Raw genomic sequence first — 22,434 nt, 5'->3', positions numbered from 1 at the left:
ACAATGCTGAACGCTTATTGTGAAGCGGAAAAATGTCGTTGGTGGGCCGCAATGGACGTTTCCTCCACCCGTCTTCCCGCCCTGCTTAGGGAAGTGATGACGCCGCAAGCCGTGCCCTTGGGGCAGGCTGATCCCGTGATGACGGCACTGGTCAAGGCGCTGGTCCAACCGCCGGCGCCGTCTCTGCTCGCGCAGCAGACAGCGCCGGCGCTGTTGATTTTGCCGGCGGCGCCGATGGCCGTCAAATCGCAGCAGATCGCATCCGCTGGCATCGTCGATGCCTATCTTGCCCAGCTTGAGACGGGCGAAGAGGCGGCGTTGGCAACAGTCGTGGCGAGAAAGGCAAAACCCGAAGCCGAAACGCTGCGAGCCTTCTTGCCGCCTTCGACAACCGCCAATGACAATGCCTCCGCCAGGGTTGCGGGGCTGTCATTGCTGTCGCTTATCCCGCCGCAGGCTCCAGTCCCGCGCAACGCTACCGCCCTGGGTACGCCGGCGGGCAGGCACAGGCCGGCCAATCAATCCCATGGTGCGGTGCCGAACCCTGAGCAGTTGCTGGTGAAAATTGGCTTTGTTTCGATAATGGCCGGTTTGCTGGGAGCGGTGATCCTTGGGTTCGTTTTGTTGTTGCTTCGTTGAGCTTCGAATCGGCCGGTTTTCCATATAGGTCCGGAAGGCCTATCGCTCGGCTTCGATAAACGCCTCGATCTTTTCCTGGGCCAGCCCGGCCTCTGCTGCGATGCGGCGGGCGAGGTCGGCGGCGGCGGCACGCGGCCGCCCCATCGGCCGGTCGAGCCAGTAGGATACCGGGTTGAGGGCTGTGCGCTCATCGACGGGAGTGATGCGGCCCGATTGTAATTGATGTCCGGTCAGCGGCGGGCGGGCCAGCGCGATGCCCAGCCCATAGGCGGCGGCGTCGAGCACCAGATTGTAGTCCTCGAAGCGGCGGTCCTGCGGGCGCGGGCGGTAATCCATGCCTTGCGCGGCAAACCAGGCGCGCCAGGCCGACGCGTCGGAATCGTTGATCAGCGGATATTTGAGCAGCCGGGCAGGGTCGCCGCGGCCGATCTCGCGGGCAAGCTCAGGTGACGCGACGGGAAAGACATGTTCCTCGAAAAGTTGCACCGAGATGCGGCCCGGAATGCCGCCGCGTCCACAACGGATCGAGAGGTCGATGCCTTCATCGGCAAGGTCGGCCTGGCGGATGTCGACATCGAGCACGATGCGCAGCTTGGAGGGATTGTTCTCCAGAGTCGCCATGCGCGGCATCAGCCACAGCCCGCTGACGGAGGGGATCGAGGTCAGCCGCACCACCGCCGTGCCACGCGGCTCGACCCAGCGGTCGGAATGGGTCGATATCAGCGCAAAGGCTTCCGCCGTGCGCAGATGCAGCCTGTTGCCTTCGATCGTCAGCGAGACGCCGCGCGCACCACGGTCGAAGACTTTCAATCCCAGCCAGTCCTCGAGCTTGGCGATCTGCCGGCTGACGGCGCCATGGGTGATATTGAGCTTTTCGGCGGCCGCTGAAAAGCTGCCTGTCCGCGCCGCCGCATCGAAGGCGCGCAGCGTTTCGAGCGGCACCATTGTGTCCGAGCTGTGATCCATAGTCACAGGTGATCCTCGATTTCGTCGTTTGTCAACCGGGGTGAAAAGGCGTTTTCTGCCTTTCAGGACCGAAGAAATACGAGGGCGGTGAGATGAGCGAGATAACGGGCACGTTGAATTCGACACAGCGAATGGACACCACGGCAGCCATCGCGGTGGCGCTGACGGTGGTCGGTTGGGCCTCCGCCTTTCCCGCTATCCGAGCCGGTCTCGCCGCCTTCGGCCCACTGGAACTGGGTGCGTTGCGCTTTGCCATCGCCGCTGTGCCGGCGGCGATCTTCCTGGCCGTCAAGCGCCCGGCGCTGCCAAGGCTCGACGAAGTGTGGCGCCTGGTCTTTGGCGGCGCCATCTTCGTCGCGCTCTACACCGTCATGCTCAATTTCGGCGAACTGACCGTCTCGGCCGGTGCCGCCGGCTTCATCATCAATGTCAGCCCGATCTTCACCGCCATCATGGCGATGGCATTGCTGGGCGAGCGCTTCTCAGGCGTGGCCTGGATCGGTACGGTGATTTCCTTCGCCGGCATAGGCATCATCGCCATGGCCGACGGGCATGGCCTGTCGTTCAACACCGGTGCTCTGTTGGTGCTTGGTTCGGCCTTGTGCTCGGCCGTCAACACCATCGTCCAGAAGCCGCTGTTTGCCCGCCATCATCCATTGACCATTTCGGCTTCGAACATGGTGCTCGGCGCACTATGCCTGGCCCCCTTCCTGCCGTCGGCCTTTTCGCAGGCGGCGGTCGCCGACACAGCAGGCCTCGGCGCCGTCATCTTTCTCGGCATCGTGCCCAGCCTCATCGCCTATGCCGCCTGGGCGACCGCGCTGTCGCGTCTGCCGGCGGCACGTGCCTCCAACTTCCTCTATCTGGTCTCGCCGATGTCCGCGCTGATCGGCTTCTTCTGGCTGGGCGAAGTTCCCACTCTGCTCGGCATAATCGGCGGCGCGCTGGCGCTGGGCGGTGTCATCGTGGTGAATTTGAAGAGATGAATATTGCCGACCGTCCGCTTCCCCCATTCGGAACGATCCCTCGATCAAACGCGTTTAGCCGAGGTTTGTTCGACGGAGGTCCGAATGCCGGGTGCAACGACGCACCGACGCATGCAACTGGATGATCTATCCATTTTTTATCGCGAGGCAGGGCCGTTAGAAGCACCTGTCTTGCTCTTGCCGCACGGCTATCCCTGCTCTTCGTTCCAATTCCGCCGACTGATGCCGGCGCTCGCCGACCGCTGGCGGACGATTGCATTCGACTGGCCTGGCTTCGGATACAGCGGCACACCCGATCCGGCCACCTTCGGCTATGATTTCGACGCCTATTGCGACGTGCTTTCCAAGCTTGCGGATAAATTCGGTCTCCAACGCTACGCCTTGTGGCTGCATGATTATGGCTCGCAGATAGGACTCCGGCATGCGATCTCGCACCCGGAGCGGATCAGCGCCCTGATCATCCAGAACGGCGACATCTACGAGGACGTGCTTGGACCCAAATACGCCACGATCAAGGCCTGGTGGACCGACAAGACGCCCGGCAAGCACCGTCCGCTCGAGGCCGCGGTAAGTGAGGACGGGTTCCGGGCCGAGTTCATCGGGGAAGTGGCTGACGACGTCGCCATGCGCGTGCCGCCCGATCTCTGGAGCCTTCACTGGCCACTGATGAACACGCCGGTTCGTCGGCAGATCGCCGTCGGTCTGATGGAGAAGCTGGAAGCCAATCTCACCTGGTTTCCGCGCTACCAGGCTTATTTGCGTGAACACCATCCACCCCCGCTGATCCTTTGGGGGCCAGAGGATGGCTATATGCCCGCGGCATCGGCAAGGGCCTATCATCGCGATCTGCCCGATGCGGAACTGCATCTGATCGAAGGGGCGGGTCATTGGCTGCTCGAGACACATTTCGACGATGCGCTGCCGCTGGTCCGCGATTTCCTGGCTCGTGTTCACGGCTGATCACAACTGGCGTCCGCTATGCCCGGTTTGCTGTCCGCCTGACTGAAGGAGAACCTCATGCCGACCACACCGACCATCGCGCGCATCTGGCGCGGTCGCACCCGCCGCGACATCGCCGACGCCTATGAGCCATACCTGCGTGCCGAGGGTATTCCGCCCCTCGAGAAGACGGCGCTTGGCGTCCAGTTGCTGCGCGAGGACCGTGATGCCGAGACGTGGTTCACAACCATCTCGTATTGGGCCGACATGCAAGCGATGACCGCCTTTACCAAAGGCGAACCGACCAAAGTCCATCATCTGGACCGCGATGCCGAGTTCCTGATCGAGCTGCCGGAGCGGATCGAAATCCATCGGATACTTGTCGATCGTCGGGGACTGCGCTGAGCGCCGATCGGTGGTTCGCAACCTCTTCTTCTTCGCGGTGATGTCGCTGATCTGGGGGCTGACCTGGGCCGCGATCAAGCTCGGTCTCAATGACGCGCCTCCGCGCCTGCTGGCGGCTGCACGCTATTTGCTGACCGCTTTGGCGGCAGGAGCCTGGCTCTTCGGCGAGGCGGTCGGCTGGGCTGAAATCACCGGTGCGATCCTCCTGCTGGCGGCGGCTGCGATCGCGCTACTCAGGCCGCTGGACGAAAATCGCGGGTGACCACATTGTCGGCCGGCCTCCTGACCTGCCGACCTCGAGCGGCGAAGCGATAGGCCCGCAATCCGTCCCCAGCTATCGCCGTCCGAAAAGCCGTTCGATATCCGCCAGCTTGAGTTCGATATAAGTGGGGCGGCCGTGGTTGCAGGTGCCGGAGCCGGGCGTCGCCTCCATCTGCCGCAGCAGCGCGTTCATCTCCTCGGCCTTGAGCAGGCGGCCGGAGCGCACAGAGCCGTGGCACGCCATGGTCGCGGCTATCTTGTCCAGCCGCTCCTTCAGCGTGTCGACCGTGTCGTGGTCGGCGATCTCGTCGGCGAGGTCGCGCACCAATTGCTGGACATTGGCCTCGCCCAGCATCGACGGCGTCTCGCGCACCGCGACAGCGCCGGGGCCAAAGCGCTCGATGCCGAGACCGAAGCGGGCCAGCGTTTCCGAATGCAGCGCAAGCCGCTCGGCATCCTCTTCCGGCAGGTCGATGATTTCGGGCAGAAGTAGCATCTGCGAGGGCACCGGGCGCGAATGCAGCGCATTCTTCAGCGCCTCGTAGACCAGCCGTTCATGCGCCGCATGCTGGTCGACGATGATGAGCGAATCCCTAGTCTGGGCGACGATGTAGTTCTCATGCACCTGGGCGCGCGCCGCGCCCAGCACCGCGCCGAGCAACGTCTCGGCCGCTTCATCCTGCCCTGCGCGTGCATCGGCGCTGGCAAGCGGACCGGCATCGAAAGCCGCTTGCCCGCTTTCTCGCAAGCCGCGCTGCTCGAGGCCCGCACCATCGAAACCCATATCGAGCGGCCGCTGCGGCGATCGGGCAGGATCGAAGCCGGACGGACCCGACGCGCGGTAGGCCGCGTCGTAGCTGCGGTGGCCGTTTGCCGGTCCGCCGTGGCCGTAGGATGCGGCCCCTGGCCGGAACGCCGCCATCATGCCGGCGGCACCCGTGGTGGCGGCGCGGACGCCGGCATCGGCCAGTGCTTGCCTGATTGCGCCGACGATCAGCCCGCGCACAAGGCCGGGATCGCGGAAGCGCACATCGGCCTTGGCTGGGTGGACATTGACGTCGACGATGGCCGGATCGAGCGTCAGGAACAGCACCGTCACCGCATGGCGGTCGCGCGGCAGGACGTCGGCATAGGCGCCGCGTATGGCGCCGGCGATCAGCTTGTCGCGCACTGGGCGGCCGTTCACATAGGCATATTGCTGCAGCGCGTTGGCGCGGGTGAAGGACGGGATCGACACGTGGCCGGTCAGATGCACGCCATCGCGCATCGCGTCGAGGGCAATCGAATTGTCGGGAAAGTCGGCGCCCATCACCTGGGCGACACGACGCAGGCTGCCTTCCGCGCTGTCATCCGCCGCCGGCAATTCCAGTGTCGAGCGGTCCGAGCCGGCCAGCGTGAAGCGCACGGCGGGGAAGGCGATGGCGATGCGCTTGACCACATCGCTGGTGGCCGAGCTTTCGGCGCGCTCGCCCTTCATGAACTTCAATCGGGCCGGCGTTGCGAAGAACAGGTCGCGCACCTCGACCGTGGTGCCGCGATTGGCCGCCGCCGGCCTGACAGGCAGGACGCGGCCACCCTCGATGCCGATCTCGGCGGCGCTGTCACTCGCTGCCGTGCGCGAGCGGATCGAAAGTCGCGACACCGAGCCGATCGACGGCAGCGCTTCGCCGCGGAAGCCCAGCGAGCGAATGTCGTTGATATCCTCGGTGAGCTTGGAGGTGCAGTGACGTGCGATCGCCAGCGCCAGCTCCCGTTCGGGAATGCCGGAGCCGTCATCGGTGACGCGGATCAGGTTCAGCCCGCCGCCCGATGTGACGATCTCGACGCGCGAAGCACCGGCATCGAGCGCATTCTCGACCAGTTCCTTGACCACGCTCGCCGGACGCTCGATGACTTCGCCGGCGGCGATCTGGTTGATCATCGTTTCGGAAAGCTGGCGGATGGGCATGGCGGCACTATAGGCGGATTCGCGTCGCGCGGGAGGGGCAGAATTGCGCCAGCGGTGGATCAGTGGAAAACGACTTATGCCTGCGCCGCCAGCCAGTCGCGCACCTTGCGGGCGTTGTCGCTGAGCTCCCGGTTCTTCGGCCAGACGACATAGAAGGCCTTGCCGGTCTTCAGCACATGATCCGTCACCGGCACCAGCAGGCCCGACGCCAGCAGCCGCTCGGCGAGATGCCGCCAGCCGAGCGCGATGCCTTGGCCTTCCATGACACCCTGAATCACCAGGCCGTAGTCGTTGATGCGCAGGCCGCGCGCGGTATCGCTGAGATTGGCGCCCGCCGACTGGAACCATTCGTCCCAACTGGCCGCCTCGCGATACGGCTCCTCCAGATGGATGAGGCGGTGCGTGGCCAGTTCGGCAGCGGATCTGGGCAGGCCGAACTTTGCCGCATAGCTGGTGCCGGCGACGGGAAATATCTCCTCGTCAGCCAGCGGCAACGAATGATAGTCCGGCCAGTCACGCGGCGCGCCACCGCGCACGCCGAGCGGGATGCCTTCGGCGATGATGTCGAGGTCGCGGTCGGCAGTCTGGATACGCAGGTCGATGCCCGGCAGCTCGTCACGGAACTGCTGCAGGCGCGGCATCATCCAGAACGAACCGAACGCGGTCGAGGCGGCCAGCGTGACATGACCGCCGGTCGCCTGCAGGCGCAGATCCTCCGCCGATTTGCGGATGTGCGAAAGGCCGAGCGAGACGTCGGCATGGAAGCGCTCGCCGGCCTCGGTCAGGAGCACCTGGCGGTGGCGGCGCTGGAACAGCTTGGCGCCGAGCTGTTCTTCCAGTCCGCGCACGGCATAGGAGACGGCGGCCTGCGTCATGCCCAGCTCGCGCCCGGCGGCGGTGAAGCTCGACAGCCGCCCGGCCGCCTCGAAGACGATCAGGCTGCCGGCCGAAGGCAGAAGGTGGCGCAAGCTTCGCATAAGCTGAGCTTATACAAGAGATCAGGATTTTCCAGCGTCACATCACCATTTTGTCGCGCTAGGCTCCTTCATGAGTGGAATGGAGTTGCCATGAACGCACCGGCCCCCGAAGTGACCGAACATGCCAACCGCCGCAGTGGCGGCCGCCTGGGGCGCAAGGCCCTGCGCGGAGCTCCCGTAACGTCGTTCCCGACGCTGGTCCGCCAGATCCCCGTCTACCAGATGGTCCCCGATGAGGCAGTCGAACTGATCCACGAGGAGTCGCTCTTGATCCTCGAAGAGGTGGGCTGCGAGTTCCGCGACGACGAGGCGATCGCACTGTGGAAGGCGGCGGGCGCGGATGTCTCGGAAACCCGTGTGCGGATCGACCGGGCCCTGCTGATGGAACTGGTGTCGAAGGTCCCGTCGGAGTTCACGCTCAATGCGAGGAATCCGCAGCGCACGGTGCGGGTGGGCGGCAACAACACCATCTTCGTGCCGATGTATGGCGCGCCCTATGTTCGCGATCTCGACAACAACAGGCGTTACGGCACGCTCGCCGACCTCAACAATTTCCACAAACTCGCCTACATGGCGCCGGCGCTGCATTCATCGAGTTCGGTCATTTGCGAGCCGATGGAAATCGCGGTACCGAAGCGTCACCTCCACATCATCCATTCCGCGCTTAAGCATTCCGACAAGCCGTTCATGGGCATCGTCACGTCCAAGGAGCGGGCGGAAGACACGATGGCGATGGCAGGCATCGTGTTCGGAGAGGATTACGTCCGCGACAATCCGGTCCTGGTGTCGATCACCAACTGCAATTCGCCGCTGGTGTGGGACGCCACCATGCTGGACGCGATGAAGGTCTATGCGCGAAGCAACCAGCCGCTGATCCTCGCACCCTTTGCACTGTGCGGCGCCTCGACTTCGGCGTCCGCCGTGGGCGCTGTGGCACAGGTCAATGCGGAAGCGCTGGCGGGCGTCGCCTTTACGCAGCTGCTGCGCCCAGGGTCGCCGCAGATCTACGGACAGTTCATGGTCACGGTGGACATGAAGACCGGTGCTCCGATGGGCGGCACGCCCGAGGCGGCGCAGATGATGTATCTGATGGGAGCGCTGGCGCGGAAATACCGGCTGCCGTGGCGCACCTCCGGCTTCCATGTCGGGTCGAAGCTCAACGACGCCCAGGCTGGTTACGAGGCGAACATGCTGATGCATGCCGCCATCCTCGCCGGCGCCAACTACATCTGGCACTCCGCCGGATGGCTCGAGGCCGGCCTGACCTGCGGCTATTCGAAATTCGCCACCGACTGCGAACAGCTCATCGGCTGGTACAAATATGCCGGCGGCCTGCCGTTCGACGATTTCAAGGAAGCCATGGCGGCAATCCGCGAGGTGGGACCGCAGGGCCATTTCCTCGGTACCCAGCACACGCTGGAACATTTCGAATCCGCCTTCTTCATGCCCTCGATCATGGACTTCAATTCGTTCGAACAGTGGAAGGCAGAAGGGGCGAAGGACCACGACACGCGCGGCCGCGAGAAGGCGCGCAACATGCTGGCGGATTACGAGGAGCCGAAGCTCGACGAAGGCATCGCCGATGGCCTGATGGATTTCATCGCGCGGCGCGAGGAGAGGCTGCCGGACAGCGTCAGTTGAGGCGAAGAACCAAGATCAAAGGGAACCAGACGGGAGGAAAAAATGGCATTCTTCAGAAGCAGTGGCGATCGCGTGCCGAGCGCTATCGAGGCAATGGCGGTCGAAGCACGCGCGGGTCGTGTCGACCGGCGCGAGTTCCTGGCGCTGGCAAGCGCCTTCGGCGCATCGACGGCTCTTGCCTATGGCATGATCGGCCTTGCCGTGCCGGATCGGGCCTTGGCCGAAGAGCCGAAGAAAGGCGGAACGCTGCGCGTCTCGATGTCGGTGAAGGGACAGAAGGATCCGCGCACTTACGACTGGGTGGAACTGGCGAACATTTCGCGCTGCTGGCTGGAGCCGCTTGTCCGCTATACCAGGCAATTCACCTTCGAGCCGGTCCTGCTCGAAAGCTGGGATATCAACGACGACGCCACCGAATACGTACTGCATGTGCGCAAGGGCATCACGTGGAACAATGGCGATGCCTTCAACGCCGATGACGTCGCTCACAATCTGACCCGCTGGTGCGAGAAGAATGTCGCCGGCAATTCCATGGCCGCCCGGGTCGGCGCGCTGATCGACGCAAAGACCGGCAAGGCCAGGGATGGCGCGATCACCAAGGTCGACGACAATACGGTCAAGCTGAAGCTAAGCGAACCAGACATTTCACTGATCCCGAATTTCACCGACTATCCGGCGCTCGTCGTCCATCGCAGCTTCGATGCCGAGGGTGCCGATCCGATCAAGAAGCCGATCGGCACGGGACCGTTCGAACTGGTCTCCTACGATGTCGGCCAGAAGGCGGTCGTCAAGCGTCGTGAGAATGGCAAATGGTGGGGTGGAGAGGCGCCGCTCGACACGGTCGAGTTCGTCGACTACGGCACCGATTTCAACGCCACCGTGAACGCGTTCGAATCCGGTGAGATCGACCTCAATTTCGAGTCGCCCGCCGACTTCATCGACATTCTCGACAAGATGGATCTGGTGAAATCGGAGGTGGCGACGGCGACGACGCTGGTTGCCCGCACCAACATCACCCACAAGCCCTATGACGACAAGCGGGTGCGCAACGCCCTGCAAATGGCCGTCGACAACAATGCGGTCCTCGAACTCGGTTATGCCGGGCGAGGCACCCCTGGTGAAAACCACCACGTCGCCCCGATCCATCCGGAATACTATGCGCTGCCCAAGAAGACACGCGACGCCGCCGGCGCCAAGAAGCTGATGGCGGAAGCCGGACAGGCCGACTTCGAGCATGAGCTGATCACCATCGAGGACGATTGGCAGAAGAATACCGGCGACGCCATTGCCGGCCAGTTGCGCGATGCCGGGATCAAGGTGAAGCGCACGGTGCTGCCGGGTTCGACCTTCTGGAACGACTGGACGAAATATCCCTATTCGATGACGATCTGGTACATGCGCCCGCTTGGCGTGCAGGTGCTGGCGCTCGGCTATCGCACCGGCGAGGCCTGGAATGAATCGGCATATTCCAACCCCGATTTTGATGCCAAGCTCAAGCAGGCGCTTTCGCTCATCGACGTGGAGAAACGACGCGAGGTCATGAAGGATGTCGAGCAGATCCTGCAGGATTCGGGCGTCATTATTCAGCCCTTCTGGCAGAAGCTCTACAGCCACATGAGCAAGAAGGTGAAGAACTATGGTGTCCACCAGACATTCGAGATGGACCTTCAGAACGTCTGGCTGGACGGCTGAAACAAGGTGCTGCAGGACTTCATGAGCCGCAAAAAAGCCGATATGCAGGATACGTGGTGTTGATAGGCTCAAGCCGTCAAAAGCCGGAGATTCTGCATGCGACTGACAGTGATCGTTGCCGCCCTTTCGATAGCCCTGCCGGCCGGAGCCGTCGCCGGACCGGCGTCCGACGCGGTGAAGTTCTTCTATGCCCCGGCGGTCAAGTTCGAGGCCGACGAACAATATCGGGACCGGTTCACCGAACCGGTGACGAAACTGTTCGACCTGAACGACCAGGCAACGAAAAAGAACCCGGACCAGGTCGCCTGCATCGATTTCGATCCTGGTCTCGACGCTCAGGATTTCGATCAGAAAACCGTCTCGAAAACGCTGAAACTGTCTGAGAAGCAGGATGGCGACAACGCACAGGTCACGGCATCCTTCAGCCTGTTTCCGGAAGGCGATGATTCCAAACGTGAAATGCTCTGGTCGCTCAAGAAGATCGACGGCAAGTGGAAGATATCGGACATCGCTTCCAAAACCAGCGACTGGACGCTCAGCGCGCTGGAATGCATGGCCGGCCAGACGCCGGAGTGAAGCGATGGCCCACCGCCGGTTCGTGGCACTGTCGGGTGTGTGCCTGCTGGCGGCTCTGAGCGGCGCCGCCGCGCAAGGCTTGTTGGGTGCGCCGCCGGCAAACGCCCCGGCCGACACCCAGCCGAGCGACAGCGCTGCACCGCCCGCAAATGCGCCGGGCGGAGCGGCAGAACCGGCCACGCCGCCGGTTGGATGGTCGCCGGCCGAAGCCGCGCCCGCCGCACCGATCCAGCCGGGCTCGCCGACCGCCGTTGTGCGGCCGTTTTACGATCAGGTCGGGCTGGAGATCGATCCGGCCGAGCGAAGCCATTTCATCGATCCGGCCAAAACCGTGCTCGACAAGAGCGACGCCTTGCGCAAATCCGGGCAGGGCGAGTGCCTCGACCCCAACATGGCGCTCGACAATGCCGATTACGACAAGGCCGAGATCGACAAGAGCCTGAAGACGCTCGAGGCGATCAACGGTGACCAGGCCAAGGTCATCGTCGCCTTCGTCATATCGGGCAACCCGCACCGGCTGGAATGGAAATTCAAGAAGGTCGATGGCGACTGGAAGATCACGGACCTGTTGTCGGTGACCGGCGAATGGGCACTCAGCCAATATCAGTGCGAATGATGGGCGAGCTCAACCCCGCCCGCGATAGGGCGCCACCCCGGTGTCGGGGAGCCAGGCGCCTTCCGGCGGAGCGCCGGTTTGCCAGAACACATCGATCGGAATGCCGCCGCGTGGATACCAATAGCCGCCTATGCGCAACCACAGCGGCTTGGTTGCCGCCACGATGCGGCGGCCGATCATGACGGTGCAGTCTTCATGGAAGGCGCCATGGTTGCGAAACGAGGTCATGAACAGCTTGAGCGACTTCGATTCCACCAGAGCCGCATCGGGTGCGTAGTCGATGACGATATGGGCGAAGTCCGGCTGGCCGGTGACCGGGCACAGCGAGGTGAATTCCGGGCAGGTGAAGCGCACGATCGCCGGCGGCCCGTCGCCGCGCGAAAACGGTACGGTCTCCAGGACCGCTGCTTCGGGGCTTTGTGGCGTCTCGACGTGCGCACCGAGCTGGGTGAGAGTTTTGGTGTCGATCATGGGCCCAATCCTTGTCGCATGCGCCCGGAGTGCGTGCGGGACGACATGCTTGAAAACGAATTTTGCCGCTCATTAGCACAATTTGAAACCGCAGGAAGACGATGACCTCCAACGATCCGCTTCTCCAGCCCTACCAGCTCAAACATCTGACGCTGAAGAACCGGGTCATGTCGACCAGCCATGAGCCGGCCTATTCCGAGGACGGCATGCCGAAACAGCGATACCGGCTCTACCATGCCGAGAAGGCCAAGGGCGGTATGGCGCTGACCATGACCGCCGGCTCGGCGATCGTCTCGCGCGACAGCCCGGCCGCTTTCGGCAATCTGCATGTCTATGACGACAGGATCGTGCCGTGGCTGGCCGAGCTCGCCGATGCCTGCCACGAGCACGACTGCAAGGTGATGATCCAGATCACCCATCTCGGGCGCCGCACCGGCTGGAACAAGGCCGACTGGCTGCCGGTGCTCTCGGCCTCGCCGGTGCGTGAGCCGGCGCATCGCGCATTCCCGAAAACCATCGAGGACTGGGACATCGAGCGCATCGTCGCCGACTATGCTTCGGCCGCCCAGCGCTGTCAGGCCGCCGGCCTGGACGGCATCGAGTTCGAATCCTACGGCCATCTGATGGACGGCTTCTGGTCGCCGGCCACCAACCATCGCGACGACGAATTCGGCGGCTCGCTCGACAACCGCCTGCGCTTCACCAACATGGTGCTTGATGCCGTGCGTGCGTCGGTCGGCGAGAAATTCGTCGTCGGCATCCGCATGGTCGCTGACGAAGATTTCGAAAAAGGCCTGTCCAAACAGGAGGGCATCGAGATCGCCAGGCGGCTGGCCAATTCCGGCAAGGTCGATTTCCTCAACATCATCCGCGGCTCGATCGAAAGCGATGCGGCGCTGACCAAGGTCATACCGGTGGCCGGCATGCGCTCGTCGCCGCATCTCGATTTCGCCGGAGAGGTGAGGGCGGCGACGAAATTCCCGACCTTCCACGCGGCGCGCATATCCGACGTGGCCACCGCACGCCACGCCATTGCCACCGGCAAGCTCGACATGGTCGGCATGACCCGCGCCCATATCGCCGATCCGCACATCATCAAAAAGGTGATGGAGGGCCGCGAGCATGAGATCCGCCCGTGCGTGGGCGCCACCTATTGTCTCGACCGCATTTATGAGGGCGGCGAAGCGCTTTGCGTCCACAATGCCGCGACTGGCCGCGAGGCCGAAATCCCGCATATCATCGTCAAGACCGAAGGACCGAAGCAGAAAATCGTGGTCATCGGAGCCGGCGCCGGCGGGCTGGAGGTTGCGCGGGTCGCAGCCGAGCGCGGCCACAAGGTGACGGTGCTTGAAGCATCGAGCCAGGCCGGCGGCCAAATTCGACTGGCGACGCAGAATCCGCGCCGCAAGGAGCTGATCGGCATCATCGACTGGCGGCTGGCTGAACTCGCCCGGCTCGGCGTCGAGATCCGCTACGACACCTGGGCGGAGAAGGACGATGTTCTGGCGCTGTCACCCGACGTGGTGGTGGTCGCCACCGGCGGCCTGCCGCAGAACCCGCCGCTGACGGGCGGCGACAATCTTGTCACCTCAAGCTGGGACATCATGGCCGGCAGCGTCAAGCCGGCCGAAAATGTACTGCTCTATGACGACAATGGCGGCCATCAGGGCATGGGCGCCGCCGAACTGATCGCCAATGCCGGCTCGAAACTCGAACTTGTCTCGCCCGAACGTTTCTTTGCCCCGGAAATGGGCGGCATGAACCATGTGCCGTACATGCGCGCCTTTCAGGAAAAGGGCGTCACCATCACCATCAACACGCGGCTGCGTTCGGTGCGCCGCGAGGGCAACCAACTGGTCGCCGAACTGGCATCGGATTTCGCCGATGGCTGGCGCGGCGAGCGCAGGGTCGACCAGGTGGTGGTCGAGCACGGTACGTTGCCGCTCGATGATCTCTATCTCTCGCTGAAGCCGCTGTCGAAGAATGTCGGTGCGGTCGACTACGAACGGCTGGTGAGCGGTGGCGACATCTTCCCCAAGCGCAATCCAGAAGGCGGCTTTGTACTGTTCCGCATCGGCGACGCGGTCGCCTCGCGCAACATCCATGCCGCCATCTACGACGGCATCAGGTTCGGCTTGCGGATCTGAAATTGGGCGTTGCGAGGATCGGTGGCGCGCGGCCGGACCTGCGTACGAGAGCCCATGTACTTCGGTCTGGCCGCGCGCTCGCACGTCATTGGCTCGTCGCCAGACAACGCACGATTCTGTGAGGGTGTGCCGCGTGGCGGCGTTCAAAACATTCTGGCGGTGGCCATGCACAGCACTGTCAGCACCAACAGCCCCCCGGCGATGCGCTCGCCTCTTGTCATCTTCGCGCGCAACTGCCTTTCCGTTGCCGCATCAGCACCGGCAAGCTGCCTGCTGGTTGAGCCTACCAGCGCGCCTTGCACGCCGGCGGCGATCAGGGCCGTCACGATGCCCAGCGCCAGCACCTTCTCCATCGAGCCGAAAACACCCTCGTGAAAGAAATACCAGAGCAGTATGCCGGTCAGGAAAACCAGGCCGGCAGCGCCCATTTGCGGCCGGAAGAACCGTTCCGCCCGGATGTCCGGGTCACGGCCGACCGCGATGGTCGTGCCCGCCCAGAATACGCCTGCCATGACATGAAGACCGATAACGACGATGTAGACATATTGCATGACCGGATTTCCTCTTTAGCCCGCCATCTCTAGATGATTAGATATCGAACGGTTAGATGTCAATATATAAGTCGTGCCAGTTCCATCCGTGCATGACACCGTCTAGGGTCCTGCAATGACACCCTTTGACCGCCCGCCAGTCGGCATGAATCTCGGACGAACCGCCAAGCTGGTTGCCCAGGCCTTCGATGCTGCCCTGGTCGAGGCTGGAGGTACATTGCCGATCTGGCTCACGCTGCTATCGGTCAAGTCGAGCAACCTTGCCAACCAGCGCGAGCTTGCCGGCATGATCGGTATCCAGGGCGCGACGCTGACCCATCATCTCAACGCCATGGAGGCGCAGGGCCTGCTGATGCGCCGCCGCGACCCCGTCAACCGCCGGGTTCATCTGGTCGAATTGACCGAGGCCGGAGAAGCGATGTTCGAGACACTGCGAAAGGCCGCGCTCGTCTTCGACAAGCGGCTGCGAGTGGGATTGACCGACGAGCGTCTGGCGGAGTTCGCGCAGGTGCTGGCTGTGTTGCGGGGCAATGTCGGGGGATAGAACCCGACGGACCAAGAATTTCCTTGGACTGGACTTCCCTCATCACATTTGTAACGTTCCATTGTCCGGCTGATCCTGGTGGGGAGAGGTCAGGCTCAACTCTTCTGCAAAATCTGTGCAAGAATACCGAAGCCGCTGGCTTCGGCAGCGAGAAGTCGCCGGAAAACCTAACAACGTTCGGGGGGACAAGTTGACCAAAGAAGATCTGTTCGTTCCGCGCCAGACCAACACGGCGCTTTACATCCAGCTATACGAGGCTGGATATCCGCTTGCCGATATCGCCCGGGTGCAGAAGGCGTATCGTGTGTGTTGCGCGATGTTCAACGGCCGTTATCGCAAGACGGGACGGCCTTTCATCTGCCATGCGGTGGGAGCTGCGTCGTCGGTCGCGCATTTCGACAAAAGCGTCGATCTTGTCCTCGCTGCTATGTTTCACGCCGCCTATGACGGAGGCCAGTATCCGGACGGCAAATCCAGCAGGCGAACCGATGCTCACCGCAAGTGGCTGGAGCAAAAAATTGGTCCTCGCGTCGAGGGTCTTGTCGCTCGCGTGGTCGGACTGAAATTCGACACGGGAGATCCCGAGCGCATTGTGGACAAAGGTGTGCCGACCGGCGACGAGGACATTCTGTTCCTGGCGCTTGCCCATGAGGTCGATGACCTGGCGGACGGCGGACTGGCGTTTGCGCCCAAATACGGCCAGTCGATTCGTTCGAGGGTTGCTGCCTGCGCCACTCTGGCCAGGAATCTGGGCCGCGAAAATCTTGCCGCCATCATCGAAGGTTACGGCGCCCGCTACGAGACGATGGCGTGGGCTGCTCCCCTCCAGGAGACGAAGCTGGTGGGCTTTCAGATGACGCCTAATTTGCGCACATACATCAAATTGCGTCGGCACAAGCTGCGCGGGGAGTCGATCGAGGTGCTTTGACGCCTTGCCGGCCATGCGACAGCATCGGGTACCGATGCACATCCGCTGAAGAACTTGCCGTCCTCACCGGTTCAGTCGTCGTAGCCCTGGATTGCCCCAAAGGCGTAACGGCGCAGCTTCAGCGCGGCGATCAAATTGGTCAGCTTCGTCTTGCCGTCGAAGCCGTCCTGAAACATCTCGTCATGCATCAGCAGGATCAGCTTGCCGGGCTTGACGAAGCGGCCATAGCCGAACAGATGATCGATCTCGCTGACCAGATGGTCGACGCTCTGCACCGGCTCGCCGTTGTCCTTGTGCACCCATTCATGGTCCCAGCCGTAGAGATAAAAGCCTGAGGCCGCGACAAATTCGTAGTCGGGCTCTTCATGCCCCTCCTGGGCGAGGCCAAGCGAAGTGTCGTTCTTCGACATGGAGGGCAGCCTGAACACGTCGCGCCCCGGCAGCCTTGCATGCACCACGGGCTTCAAGCCGAGCACCGCGTTTGCCCGTACCATGTCGGCGACGACACCCTCGGTGTCGCCGTAGAAATGCCGGTAGTGATTGTAGGCATGGCTGTAGCTGTGGTTGCCGAGCGTCACCAGAGGAAGCTGCTTGGCGCGCTGGACGAGCGCTCTGTTGGCAGCGCTCGCCTGTGCGTGCATGCCGACCATGAATAGGGTTGCAGGAACCTGCTCGGCCTCCAGCACGTCGAGGATGTTGCTTGTGCCGTTCAGCGGCCCATCGTCGAAGGTAAGATAGATGGTGCGATCGGCGCCCTGGGCGGGGGCCGCAAAGATCAGCAGTGCCGCAAGGGCAAACCGAAACGGTGTCATCAGCCCCGATATCCCTGTTGCGATCACGACAAGGCGGCCATCTTCACACGCGGTTGTCAAGGCAGCCCGGCCGTACCTATGCCAGGCTTCCTTGCAGCACCGTCAGCTTCGCCTTCTTCGGCATGCGGGCGGTCAGCCACTCCAGCGCCTTGTCGTGCGGCATCGGGAAGGCGATGGAGTAGCCCTGCACCTGGTCGCAGCCGATCGCCATCAGCGAATCGAGCTCGGCCTCGGTTTCGGCACCCTCTGCGACGATCGAGATGCCGAGGCCACGCGCCAGCTCGGTGATGGCGCGCACGATCTTCGAGTTGTCGCCATTCTCATGGATGTTCTGAACGAAGCGGCGATCGATCTTCAGCCGGTCGATCTCGTTCGGGTTGACATGGCTGAGCGAAGCATAGCCGGTGCCGAAATCATCGAGTTCGAGATGGACGCCGGCTGCCCTGATGTGGCGCAGCTTGGCGGCGATGCCTGTCTTTTCGTCGTCGAGGATGACGGATTCGACGATTTCCAGCGACAGTTTTTGCGGCGGCAGCCCAGCCTTTTCCAGCGTCTCGAACAAGAACGCATCGAAATCGTGCTCGCGCAGCTCGGTGCCGGAAACATTGACGGCAAGCCGTCCGAAGGCAATGCCGGCGCGATTCCATTTGGCCGCCTCGTTGATCGCCTTGGTGATGACGATGCGGCCGATCTCGGGCATGAAGCCGCATTTCTCGGCGACCGGGATGAATTCGCCGGGCGGGATCATGCCGCGCTCCGCATGGTTCCAGCGCACCAGCGCCTCGATGCCGCTGATCGTGCCGTTGGTCAGCGAGACCTGCGGCTGGAAATAGACCTGGAACGCCCGCTCCGCGATGGCGACCTTGATGTCGTGCTCGAGCTGCTTGCGATAATCGAGTTCGCGGCGCAGTTCCTCGGAGAAGAAGGAGAAGTTGCCACCGCCAAGCTTCTTGGCGGAATAAAGCGCCAGGTCGGCATGGACCAGCAAATCCCCAGCATTGTCGGCGTCGATCGGATAGACCGCGATGCCGGCGCTGGCGCCTGGGAGAATGGTCGTGCCCTGGAAGACGATCGGCTCGTTGATGTGCGCCAAGATGCGCCGCGCCAGCATGTTGATGTCTTCGGTGCCGCCGGCGCCGCCGAGGATCATGACGAACTCGTCGCCGCCCAGGCGCACGCACAGATCCGACGCCCGGCAGGAATCGCGCATGCGCTGTGCCGTGACGACCAGCACATAGTCGCCGGCGGCGTGGCCGAGCGTATCGTTGATCTGCTTGAACCGATCGAGATCGAGCTGGACGACGGCAAGGCGTTCGCGACGCCGGTGCGTGCCCTTGATCAGCGTGTCGAAATGATCGGTCAGGAACGTGCGGTTGTGCAGGCCGGTGAGGCCGTCATGAACCGCGATGAAGGCCATGGAATTGCGCGCGTCGATCAGTTCATGCGTCTTGCGCAGGATGGCGTTCGACATCGGCCTGAAGATGAAGAGCGCCACCAGTATGATGACGCCAATTGTGGCGTAGAACAGCGTGCGATGGAGAGCGAGCAGCTTCTCGGAGCGGTCGTCGGCGTCGGCAGTGATGCGCTGGCCGAGCGCGGCATAACCCGACAAGGTCGCATTGGCGACTGAGGCGTCGAGATTGACGCGTTCGCCGCCGCCCTTGTAGCCGCCATTGCCGCTGAATTGCGATTCATAGGCAGAGATCAGGCGGTCGCCATTGGCGATCAGCCCGACGGAGAAATAGTCGAGGTGGAAGGGCTTGGCGAAGAGGACGCTTTCGATCGACTTCGGGTCGAGCTTGGCCGGCGATTGCGGATCGGCTCCTGTCTGATCGAGCAGCAGGTCGTAGTTGGTCTCGAACTCCGCCGTTGCCTGCTTGAGCGCGCTGACCAGCGCCGGTTGCTTGTCGCGTGAACCGGCACCCGTTGCACTGGCAAGGAAGACGATGCGCTGCGACAGCGTCTTTTGTGTGCTGACGATGTCGAGCAAGGTGTGATTGTGCTGTTGGGTGGCCATCATCTGCTGCAGCAGGATGAAGGAGGCGATCACCATGGCCGCAATGATCAGCAGGGCTAGCCAATAGCCAGCCTTGATCAGCAGTATGAGCTTGCCTGAAACGGTTTGCACCGGCTGCTGCGACATTTTCGGGGGCGGCCCTCTCGCCTAAGGATTCTTGCCTAGGGATTCTTGCCTAGGGATTCTTGCCTAGGGATTCTTGTATGAGCACCATTGAACTGCAAACGTTAACAGGACCGGAAATCGACGGCTGTCCGGCAAGGGGCGGCCGTGGAAAGATCGCGGAATGGTTATCGGCTCGTTTAGCACCGTACCGGCATTTGAGCGGTCATCGGCCAGAACCTTTATCGTGGCGTCGTTCCTCGGCCGCGTGATGATCGACATCGGGGCCGCATCGTGCTGCTTGCCACCGATCCGGTCGTTTTTGCGATGGATTTTTCGCGCGGACGAGACGACAGTCGGCCCACATCAAACGAGGCTAGGTCATGACCGCAGCATTCCTCTCCCACATCGACAGCGAGCTCGCGGGGCTCAAATCGGCAGGCCTCTACAAGTCGGAGCGGGTGATCACTTCGACGCAGTCGGCCGAGATCGAGGTCGGCGGCGACAAGGTGTTGAATTTCTGTGCCAACAACTATCTCGGCCTCGCCGATAGCGCCGATTTGCGCAATGCTGCCAAGCAGGCGCTCGACCGCTATGGCTACGGCATGGCATCGGTGCGCTTCATCTGCGGCACGCAGGAAGAGCACAAGCAGCTCGAAGCCACGATATCCTCCTTCCTCGGCATGGAAGACACCATCCTTTACGGCTCCTGCTTCGATGCCAATGGCGGCCTGTTCGAGACGCTGCTGGGCGAGGAAGACGCCATTATTTCGGATGCCTTGAATCATGCCTCGATCATCGATGGTGTGCGGCTGTCGAAGGCCAAACGTTTCCGCTACGCCAACAACGACATGGCCGATCTCGAGGCGCGCCTGAAGGAAGCCCGGGACTGCCGCTTCCGGTTGATCGCCACCGACGGCGTGTTTTCGATGGATGGCATCATCGCCAATCTCAGGGGTGTCTGCGACCTCGCCGAGAAGTATGACGCCATGGTGATGGTCGACGACAGCCATGCCGTCGGCTTCGTCGGTCAGAACGGCCGCGGCTCGGCCGAGCATTGCGGCGTCGAGGGCAGGGTCGACATCATCACCGGGACGCTCGGCAAGGCACTTGGTGGGGCCTCCGGTGGTTACACCTCGGGCAAAGGCCAGGTGGTCGACTGGTTGCGCCAGCGCTCACGGCCGTATCTCTTTTCCAACACGCTGATGCCGGCGATCGCCGGCGCTTCGATCAAGGTGTTCGAGCTGATCAAGGACGGCGATGGGCTGCGCGACAAACTCTACGACAACGCTGCGCGGTTCCGGTCGCAAATGGGCAAGCTCGGCTTCACGCTGGCCGGAGCGGATCATCCGATCATCCCGGTGATGCTGGGCGATGCCAGCCTGGCGCAGGAGATGGCCGCGCGCATGCTGAAGCGCGGCATCTATGTCATCGGCTTCTCCTTCCCGGTGGTGCCAAAGGGGCAGGCGCGCATCCGCACGCAGATGTCGGCGGCGCATTCCAGCGCCGATATCGACCGCGCGGTGGAAGCGTTCGCCGCCGTCGGGCGCGAACTCGGCGTCATTTCCTGACAAGCCGGAATCGAAAAGCGATTCCGGAACAAGAGCTTCAAGGGACAAAAGCATGTCGAACATGATGAAAGCGCTGGTGAAGGCCAAGGCCGAACCAGGCATCTGGATGGAAGAGATGCCGGTGCCGGAAATCGGCCCTAACGACGTGCTGATCAAGATCAAAAAGACGGCGATCTGCGGCACCGACGTGCACATCTACAATTGGGACCAGTGGGCGCAGAAGACGGTGCCGGTGCCGATGGTGACGGGCCATGAATTCGTCGGCACCGTTGCCGATTTCGGCGCAGCGGTCACCGAATACAAGGTCGGCCAGCGCGTGTCGGGCGAGGGCCACATCGTCTGCGGTCATTGCCGCAACTGTCGCGCCGGGCGAGGGCATCTGTGCCGCAACACGCTCGGCGTCGGCGTCAATCGTCCGGGCGCCTTCGGTGAGTATCTGGCTATCCCGCAGCACAATGTCGTGCCGATCCCCGATGATGTGCCGGACGAGATCGCCGCCATCTTCGATCCGTTGGGCAATGCCGTGCACACGGCACTCTCCTTCGATCTGGTCGGCGAGGACGTGCTGGTCACCGGCGCCGGGCCGATCGGCATCATGGGCGCGCTCGTCGCCCAATGCGTCGGCGCGCGAAAAGTGGTCATCACCGACATCAATCCGGTGCGGCTGGCGCTGGCGAAAAAGCTCGGCGTCCAGCATGTCGTCGACGCGTCCAAGGAAAAGCTGCGCGATGTCATGCCGGCACTCGGCATGACCGAGGGTTTTGATGTCGGCCTCGAAATGTCGGGCGCAGCCCCCGCCTTCCGCGACATGATCGACACCATGAATAACGGCGGCAAGATCGCCATTCTGGGCATTGCGCCGACCGGTTTCGAGATCGACTGGAACAAGGTCATCTTCAAGATGCTGCATCTCAAGGGCATCTATGGCCGCGAGATGTTCGAGACCTGGTACAAGATGATCGCGCTGGTGCAGGGGCCGCTGGATGTTTCCGGGCTTATCACGCATCGCATCGGCATCGACGATTTCCAAGCCGGCTTCGATGCAATGCGCAGCGGCAGTTCCGGCAAGGTGGTGATGGATTGGTAGATGCCGCCCTAACGCAGAATTCTGTTTTTCATCAGCCATTTCACGGAGCGGGGCCACGCGTAGTTCGCACCCATGCGAAGATCGGTAAACCCCTCCGAAACATGTTTCCCGGTTTCGGCGTCAAGGATGCGAATGAACATAGTATGTTCTGTTCGGTTGACGCGCGTTACGACGCCAAGCAAGGCAAGCGACGCGCCGTGCTCCTTGGCAATCGGGCCTTCACAACCAGCGCAGTTGCGCAATCCGTGCGGCGCCGCAGCCTGTGTATCCCTCGCCGGCACATCAATTACTGTAAAACGCCCAGACTGGGAGAGCATGTCCTTAGCAACTTGTGCTGATTCCGACAGATAGCGCCTGTCATATTCATCCGGGGGAATTATTCCCGCCCCGGCGCTCTTGTCCTCCAATTCGAAAGGGAACACTTCGATCGACATCGGCTTTGTCTGCTGCGCCTGCGCAAATGTGCAGGTGCCTACAAGCAGCGTCACCAGGACACTTAATGTGCGAATGCTCATCGTATCCTCCTGTCGGTATGATGGGCATTATACGCGGCCTGAC

At 62.6% G+C, this 22,434-nt stretch carries 22 protein-coding genes; 14 read left to right on the top strand and 8 right to left on the bottom strand.

Features of this window, described 5'->3' with window-relative positions:
- The first annotated feature begins 3 nt into the window (after positions 1-3).
- Entirely contained in the window at positions 4-639 is a 636-nt protein-coding gene (locus LB559_RS03235) for a hypothetical protein (RefSeq protein WP_224673016.1), read from the top strand.
- Between the two features lie 39 nt (positions 640-678).
- Here LB559_RS03235 and LB559_RS03230 read toward each other — a convergent pair whose 3' ends face one another.
- Positions 679-1,605: a LysR family transcriptional regulator gene (locus LB559_RS03230; RefSeq protein ID WP_224673015.1), complete on the bottom strand. Its 927-nt coding sequence runs from the start codon at positions 1,603-1,605 to the stop codon at positions 679-681.
- Positions 1,606-1,697: 92 nt separating this feature from the next.
- Here LB559_RS03230 and LB559_RS03225 point away from each other — a divergent pair, with 92 nt between their 5' ends.
- From LB559_RS03225 to LB559_RS03210, 4 genes are all read left to right on the top strand, one after another.
- Positions 1,698-2,591, top strand: coding sequence for a DMT family transporter (locus LB559_RS03225; protein ID WP_024504827.1), 894 nt, complete (start codon positions 1,698-1,700; stop codon positions 2,589-2,591).
- A gap of 84 nt (positions 2,592-2,675) precedes the next feature.
- Positions 2,676-3,551, top strand: a complete 876-nt coding sequence (locus LB559_RS03220) for an alpha/beta fold hydrolase (protein ID WP_224673108.1) — start codon at positions 2,676-2,678, stop codon at positions 3,549-3,551.
- Positions 3,552-3,608: 57 nt separating this feature from the next.
- Complete coding sequence (locus LB559_RS03215; protein WP_024504825.1) at positions 3,609-3,935, top strand: antibiotic biosynthesis monooxygenase family protein; 327 nt, start codon at positions 3,609-3,611, stop codon at positions 3,933-3,935.
- A 10-nt stretch (positions 3,936-3,945) separates the two neighbouring features.
- Positions 3,946-4,197, top strand: a complete 252-nt coding sequence (locus LB559_RS03210) for a hypothetical protein (protein WP_024504824.1) — start codon at positions 3,946-3,948, stop codon at positions 4,195-4,197.
- Between the two features lie 72 nt (positions 4,198-4,269).
- On the opposite strand, the gene mutL is transcribed toward LB559_RS03210, so the two are convergent.
- Positions 4,270-6,144, bottom strand: a complete 1,875-nt coding sequence (gene mutL, locus LB559_RS03205) for a DNA mismatch repair endonuclease MutL (protein WP_224673014.1) — start codon at positions 6,142-6,144, stop codon at positions 4,270-4,272.
- Positions 6,145-6,218: 74 nt separating this feature from the next.
- Positions 6,219-7,121, bottom strand: a complete 903-nt coding sequence (locus tag LB559_RS03200) for a LysR substrate-binding domain-containing protein (RefSeq protein WP_013532333.1) — start codon at positions 7,119-7,121, stop codon at positions 6,219-6,221.
- Positions 7,122-7,211: 90 nt separating this feature from the next.
- Between LB559_RS03200 and LB559_RS03195 the strand changes: the two genes are divergently transcribed.
- The 4 genes from LB559_RS03195 (at position 7,212) to LB559_RS03180 (ending at position 11,646) form a co-directional block, all read left to right on the top strand.
- The gene (locus tag LB559_RS03195) at positions 7,212-8,762 is read left to right on the top strand and encodes a trimethylamine methyltransferase family protein (RefSeq protein WP_013532332.1); all 1,551 of its coding nucleotides are present in this window, start codon (positions 7,212-7,214) and stop codon (positions 8,760-8,762) included.
- 42 nt (positions 8,763-8,804) lie between these two features.
- Positions 8,805-10,454, top strand: coding sequence for an ABC transporter substrate-binding protein (locus LB559_RS03190; protein WP_224673013.1), 1,650 nt, complete (start codon positions 8,805-8,807; stop codon positions 10,452-10,454).
- Between the two features lie 96 nt (positions 10,455-10,550).
- On the top strand, positions 10,551-11,030 hold the full coding sequence (locus LB559_RS03185; RefSeq protein ID WP_027163240.1) for a DUF3828 domain-containing protein: 480 nt from the start codon (positions 10,551-10,553) through the stop codon (positions 11,028-11,030).
- Between the two features lie 4 nt (positions 11,031-11,034).
- On the top strand, positions 11,035-11,646 hold the full coding sequence (locus LB559_RS03180; protein WP_013532329.1) for a hypothetical protein: 612 nt from the start codon (positions 11,035-11,037) through the stop codon (positions 11,644-11,646).
- 9 nt (positions 11,647-11,655) lie between these two features.
- Here LB559_RS03180 and queF read toward each other — a convergent pair whose 3' ends face one another.
- The gene (gene queF / locus LB559_RS03175; protein ID WP_010915503.1) at positions 11,656-12,117 is read right to left on the bottom strand and encodes a preQ(1) synthase; all 462 of its coding nucleotides are present in this window, start codon (positions 12,115-12,117) and stop codon (positions 11,656-11,658) included.
- 101 nt (positions 12,118-12,218) lie between these two features.
- Between queF and LB559_RS03170 the strand changes: the two genes are divergently transcribed.
- Complete coding sequence (locus LB559_RS03170) at positions 12,219-14,264, top strand: NADH:flavin oxidoreductase (RefSeq protein WP_224673012.1); 2,046 nt, start codon at positions 12,219-12,221, stop codon at positions 14,262-14,264.
- A gap of 143 nt (positions 14,265-14,407) precedes the next feature.
- Here the strand turns inward: LB559_RS03170 and LB559_RS03165 are convergent, their stop codons facing one another.
- On the bottom strand, positions 14,408-14,815 hold the full coding sequence (locus tag LB559_RS03165) for a hypothetical protein (RefSeq protein ID WP_063167732.1): 408 nt from the start codon (positions 14,813-14,815) through the stop codon (positions 14,408-14,410).
- 115 nt (positions 14,816-14,930) lie between these two features.
- On the opposite strand from LB559_RS03165, the gene LB559_RS03160 reads away from it, so the two are divergent.
- Positions 14,931-15,359: a MarR family winged helix-turn-helix transcriptional regulator gene (locus LB559_RS03160; RefSeq protein ID WP_013532326.1), complete on the top strand. Its 429-nt coding sequence runs from the start codon at positions 14,931-14,933 to the stop codon at positions 15,357-15,359.
- 190 nt (positions 15,360-15,549) lie between these two features.
- Positions 15,550-16,287, top strand: a complete 738-nt coding sequence (locus LB559_RS03155) for a hypothetical protein (protein ID WP_224673011.1) — start codon at positions 15,550-15,552, stop codon at positions 16,285-16,287.
- 71 nt (positions 16,288-16,358) lie between these two features.
- On the opposite strand, the gene LB559_RS03150 is transcribed toward LB559_RS03155, so the two are convergent.
- Positions 16,359-17,099 carry a polysaccharide deacetylase family protein gene (locus LB559_RS03150; protein WP_081714379.1) on the bottom strand — a complete coding sequence of 247 codons (741 nt, stop codon included), beginning with the start codon at positions 17,097-17,099 and terminating at the stop codon, positions 16,359-16,361.
- A 76-nt stretch (positions 17,100-17,175) separates the two neighbouring features.
- A complete protein-coding gene (locus tag LB559_RS03145) occupies positions 17,176-19,242 on the bottom strand; it encodes a putative bifunctional diguanylate cyclase/phosphodiesterase (protein ID WP_063171870.1) in 2,067 nt (688 codons plus the stop codon).
- A gap of 359 nt (positions 19,243-19,601) precedes the next feature.
- Between LB559_RS03145 and LB559_RS03140 the strand changes: the two genes are divergently transcribed.
- Together LB559_RS03140 and tdh are read left to right on the top strand one after the other, a co-directional pair.
- A complete protein-coding gene (locus tag LB559_RS03140) occupies positions 19,602-20,789 on the top strand; it encodes a glycine C-acetyltransferase (RefSeq protein WP_224673010.1) in 1,188 nt (395 codons plus the stop codon).
- A gap of 52 nt (positions 20,790-20,841) precedes the next feature.
- Positions 20,842-21,876, top strand: coding sequence for an L-threonine 3-dehydrogenase (gene tdh, locus LB559_RS03135; protein ID WP_224673009.1), 1,035 nt, complete (start codon positions 20,842-20,844; stop codon positions 21,874-21,876).
- Positions 21,877-21,884: 8 nt separating this feature from the next.
- On the opposite strand, the gene LB559_RS03130 is transcribed toward tdh, so the two are convergent.
- On the bottom strand, positions 21,885-22,391 hold the full coding sequence (locus tag LB559_RS03130) for a DUF2380 domain-containing protein (RefSeq protein ID WP_013532320.1): 507 nt from the start codon (positions 22,389-22,391) through the stop codon (positions 21,885-21,887).
- Between the last annotated feature and the right edge of the window lie 43 nt (positions 22,392-22,434).

This window comes from Mesorhizobium sp. BR1-1-3, from assembly GCF_020165455.1.
Taxonomy (GTDB): Bacteria; Pseudomonadota; Alphaproteobacteria; order Rhizobiales; family Rhizobiaceae; genus Mesorhizobium; species Mesorhizobium ciceri.
Note: the sequence above shows the minus strand (reverse complement) of the source record. Positions and strands in the feature narration are given on the sequence as shown.